This window comes from Sphingobium fontiphilum (assembly GCF_014196635.1).
Taxonomy (GTDB): domain Bacteria; phylum Pseudomonadota; class Alphaproteobacteria; order Sphingomonadales; family Sphingomonadaceae; genus Sphingobium; species Sphingobium fontiphilum.
Genome location: NZ_JACIEB010000012.1, coordinates 1 through 3,904 on the forward strand (window position 1 = coordinate 1; position 3,904 = coordinate 3,904).

General features: G+C 55.3%; 4 protein-coding genes. 1 reads left to right on the forward strand and 3 read right to left on the reverse strand.

Annotated features, from left to right (window positions below; translation table 11 throughout):
* Positions 1 to 88: 88 nt before the first annotated feature.
* Both GGR44_RS16570 and GGR44_RS16575 read right to left on the reverse strand, forming a co-directional pair.
* On the reverse strand, positions 89 to 316 hold the full coding sequence (locus GGR44_RS16570; protein ID WP_183956602.1) for a 2Fe-2S iron-sulfur cluster-binding protein: 228 nt from the start codon (positions 314 to 316) through the stop codon (positions 89 to 91).
* A 67-nt stretch (positions 317 to 383) separates the two neighbouring features.
* Positions 384 to 1,985, reverse strand: coding sequence for a cytochrome P450 (locus GGR44_RS16575; protein WP_183956603.1), 1,602 nt, complete (start codon positions 1,983 to 1,985; stop codon positions 384 to 386).
* Positions 1,986 to 2,127: 142 nt separating this feature from the next.
* Between GGR44_RS16575 and GGR44_RS16580 the strand changes: the two genes are divergently transcribed.
* On the forward strand, positions 2,128 to 2,832 hold the full coding sequence (locus GGR44_RS16580) for a TetR/AcrR family transcriptional regulator (RefSeq protein WP_183956604.1): 705 nt from the start codon (positions 2,128 to 2,130) through the stop codon (positions 2,830 to 2,832).
* Between the two features lie 15 nt (positions 2,833 to 2,847).
* On the opposite strand, the gene GGR44_RS16585 is transcribed toward GGR44_RS16580, so the two are convergent.
* On the reverse strand, positions 2,848 to 3,459 hold the full coding sequence (locus tag GGR44_RS16585) for a TetR/AcrR family transcriptional regulator (RefSeq protein ID WP_183956605.1): 612 nt from the start codon (positions 3,457 to 3,459) through the stop codon (positions 2,848 to 2,850).
* Positions 3,460 to 3,904: the final 445 nt, after the last annotated feature.

Sequence of the window (3,904 nt, forward strand, 5' to 3'; positions counted from 1 at the left end):
ACGCTTGAACTCATCACTGAAATTGGGCTTCCCCATCATCGCCTCCTGTCCTCAAAATTAGGATCGAAGGTGTCCAGAAATCTAGGGGCTACTCATCTTCCAGCATCGAGCCTTCGAGAATGCTGGCGGGGGGAAGCCTGCCCTGGTCGGCATCATCGACGATGATTTTGCAGGTTCCGCACGAAGCAACGCCGCCGCATTCGGCCCGAATGTCGTCGATGCCCGCCTCGATGGCTCCGCGCATCAATGTCATGCCGAGAGGCACGTGCGCTTTTACCGCTTCTCCAGCGAGCGTGATAAACGTAATTTCCGGCATAATATTCCTGTCTTTGTGTTGGTAGCTGAACCGATGGAGAGTCATTCAGCGGCCAGAATTGTGTCAGTCAGAGCAGCTTGGTCAGCGCCATTACCGACGTGATATCGCCCCTGACCTTGAGCTTGCCCTTCACCATGGCGAGCTGGGGATTCATCTCCTTGTTGAGGATCGCGACGAAGTCCTTGAGTGCAGCCCGCACGGTGACGTCCGGCTTTTGATCGGTTGCCGTGACCAGTTTCGGCGGGTTGGCAGTTCCATCGAGGAGCAGTTCGTGCCCGTCGAGATGCATTGCGATCACCTTGCCGAATGGCTCCATGGAGCCCAGCCTGGCGGCGAGGAACCCGGTCACTTCCGCAATCGTTCCTTCGAGCCGCTGGCCTCCCGATTGCGGGAGGTTGGCGGGTTGAGGCTCGACGGCGGCGGCAGCGCGACGGGAACGTTGCCCACCCCAGACCAACGGCAGGTTCTTTGGCTGGAGGATTGGCCCCAGCTCGGTGATCAGCGCCTCGCCCTCGGCGGTGCTGAATTCAGGGATGGCCGCGAGCAGCTCCTCGATCGCGATCACCGACTCACGCCTTGCCAGCGGCGCGCCAACGCAGCGATGTACCCCGTAGGCGAAGGTTATATGGCGCGGCGCCCGGTTGAAATCGACCTCAAAGGGGCGCTCCCAGGCGGCCGGATCGGTGTTGGCCAGGGTTGTGGGCATGGCGATCTTGTCGCCCGGCATGATGGTGACACCATGGAGAACGGTCTGCTTGATGCAAGTGCGGAAGGTCGTCACCGCCGCATAGCGACGATACATTTCCTCGATTGCAGCGGGGATCAGCGACGGATCGGCGCGCAAGCGGCGCTGGTCTTCCGGGTGCTCGGCGAGATGGCGGATCTGCCAAGCAATGTTGGTGGAAACTGTATCCAGCCCACCGATGAACAGATTGAAACACAGACCGATCAACTCATTGTCGTTGAGCTTGCGCCCGTCGGCGGTGGCCGTAACAGCCAAGCTGACTAGGTCATCGACCGGATTCTTGCGCCTCTCTTCGATCACTTCACGCAAGTAATCAACCGACAGCCGCGCGCCTTTGGCGAGATCCTCGATATCGAGACTGTGCAGCAGCATGAATTCCCATTCGAGGAACTGCTCCATGCGATCGCGCGGCAGGCCCATCAGATCGAGAAAGACGATGATCGGGAAGCGCAGCGCGAAGGCATGCATGAACTCGCATTCGCCATCGTCCTTGAACTTGGCAATGGTGTCGCGCGCAGCTTCACGCACCCTGTCTTCCAGCCCCCGCAAGCGCGCGGGGGTGAACAGCGGGTTGAGCAGCGCGCGATAGGTCGCGTGAGCGGGCGGATCGATCTCGACCGGCACCAGGCTCCAGTCCTCACCGATCAACTGCGGGTATGGTGAGAAAGCAGCGCTCGAAAAATGCTCGGTGTCCATGTACAACGCCTGGACAGTTTCCAGCCGCCGCGGGATCCATGCCGGCTGGAATCCGGGATAGAAATTGGTCGAATAGATCAGATCCGGACCGTCATGCAGAGCCGGCACCATGGTGCGGAAAGGGTTCTCGGCGGTGTTCGCGCCCATGATAAAGGGATAGTCTTCGCAGACCAGCTCGCCGGGAACATGGGCAGGCAGATCGGCGGTCAGAATCTGGTTATCAGGCATACACATCCTCAATTCCGTCTGCGTGTTGGCTAAGGCTAAATAGGGATGTGAGACTGGCGGGAATATCCACGATCATTGTAGTGACAGCCAAACTAAGCGATGGTGCCTGTCCCGGTTCAGGATGAAGAAGAGGGCGAGGGAGATGGAAGAGGCGGCCTCGGCGAATCCGCGAAAGCGACGCAAATCAAAGCGTGAAGGTTTAAAACATATCCTTGCGGCGGCGACCGAAGAGTTCTGCCGCGCCGGCCTTGCAGGTGCCAAACTGGATGTCATCGCGCTGGAGGCGGGCGTTTCCAAGCAGCTCATCCACCATTATTTCCGGACAAAGGCCGACCTCTATGTCGCGGTGATGGAGGATGTTTCAGCAATGGCGATCCAGGAATTGTCGCTGCCGGACTATGAAGCCCTCCCGCCGCAGGAGGCAGTGCGGGTGTTCCTGTGCGGGGTGTTCGACCTGTTCGTGCGCTGGCCGTTTCTGGCCGGTCTTTTCAATGACCAGAGCCTCTATGGCGGAGAGCATATACCCGAATGTCGCGAGCTCAAGCGGCGTAGCCCCCAATTGATGGCACGGCTTTCCGACATCTTCCGGGCCGGTCAGGAGGCTGGAACCTTCCGCTCTGGCCTTGACGCCGACGCGGTGTTTGCAGTGACAATCTTGGCAATGATTGGCAATTTCACGGGCGGCAAGATCATCGCCGGCTTCGTTCCGGTTGACTACTCAGCTCCCGGAAACCTCGAATTATGGCGAACATTCGCCGCCGACTTTGCCTTGAATGCAATTACGCAGTACACGAATAATATGTCGCCCGATAAAAGCACGCTCCGTTCCGCCTTACCTATACAATAAACAGATAATTTTTAATCATTTTGATATTGCATTTATAACAAAATCCCGAACAGCATTATGCCATGCTTCAGATTCGTCAGGACTATGGATATCTATATTGGAAATGGATTTCTGCATATAGCAATTTAAGAATCCGGACGAAACAGTATTAAAAATCATCCAGAACGTAATATTTGAATCCAGACTCTCCCGGAAAACTCCGGATTTTATACCTTTTTGTAAAACTGAATAAAAAACAGATTCTATAAATAACCGCATGGACACAATATACTGATTGCTTTTGCCTATGCCTTCATTATTGTGCAATAACTGGTCTACCACAAAGGTTGCGTAGCCTGGATTGTTGGAAAATCCAGATGCGATGGTGTCTATTATGAGTTCAATAGATTCCAACGGCGACAGTTCATCGTATATTTCGATATTATTAGTTAAATTCATCCCGCCTGCCACATAGTCAAGCGCGGCTTGATACAACTCGACCTTACCCTTAAAGTAGTGATATACCAATTGCTTGGTTACACCAGCATCTTCCGCGATGTTACTTATCCTTGCTCCATCTATGCCTTTAGTATTAAACTCACGAATGGCCGACAAAACTATATTATTAATGGTCTCCGATTTATTCATGAACATTTCCTGATACTCTAATGCGCTATATCGACTGATGGCGCTGGACGAGTATAGTACAAGAGCAGCGTTGCATCCAAGGTGGGTTGGATTCCGTCAACCCAGACCGTTATCAAGATTACATTAGAGCGGTCATCGACTGACGCATTGGCCTGCTGCCGCCTAAGCAATGACCTGCTCCGCTACGCCCCACGGGCTCCTCTATGCAGGCCAGTGCCTACCCCGCGCTCATGCGCAACAAAATGGCCCGGCTCCAATCCCAGCTAGACACCTAGAAGAACGCGGTAATCTGGGCGTGACGGCGACGCGAGGGCGCCGAAGTGGACAAGGAGCCCTTCGTCGGCTGCTCTTGCACTGCTACCCAACCTTGGACCGCTCGGGTCTAGAGATTTCCGCCTGGTCCGGGTCCGGAGGGCTGGTGGCTCCGGTCGGGTTTGCCAACATG